Raw genomic sequence first — 543 nt, 5'->3', positions numbered from 1 at the left:
AAAACCTTTAATTGAGTAGTAGATATTTCCATCTTGTTTTGTCCAAACAAGATCTTCTTGCCAATTTTTGCGGCGGTGGGTCAGTTTCTCTTCATTAATGCCTGTTAGTGCTGAAAACTGGCTGGCACTAACCCAATCCAATGGGATTAGACCAAAGCGCGAAAGTAGTTCTAAGAGTTCCTCATTCATATCTCATCTCCATTTTCATGAAAGTGATCCAGTGAGTATTCGCACGCTTACCACTGATATGTCCGAACACAGGCTTTTGATCTGTTAAAGCTAAAATTTCACTGACTTTAATTTGTGTTTCATTCCACTTGAAAATAAGCACACCACCGTTGGCCAACACACGGAAACATTCCTCAAATCCTTTTTGAATATCTGCCTGCCAGTTTTCTTTCAGCTTTCCATACTTCAAAGCTAACCAGCTTTCTTTTCCTGCTTTGATCAAATGTGGTGGATCAAATACAACTAAATTGAATTGACCATCTTTGAATGGCATTGCTCGAAAATCCATTTCAATATCTGGCGACACCTCAAGAG

2 protein-coding genes are annotated in these 543 nt (G+C 39.2%); both read right to left on the bottom strand.

Annotated features, from left to right (window positions below):
- Positions 1-189 (bottom strand): hypothetical protein (locus ACY3FQ_RS17900; protein WP_489774581.1); only part of this gene is annotated, 189 nt, incomplete at its 3' end.
- Positions 182-543 (bottom strand): class I SAM-dependent methyltransferase (locus ACY3FQ_RS17895; RefSeq protein ID WP_489774580.1); only part of this gene is annotated, 362 nt, incomplete at its 5' end. The genes ACY3FQ_RS17900 and ACY3FQ_RS17895, both read right to left, overlap by 8 nt.

It is taken from the genome of Acinetobacter sp. AB03, assembly GCF_058107045.1.
Note: the sequence above shows the minus strand (reverse complement) of the source record. Positions and strands in the feature narration are given on the sequence as shown.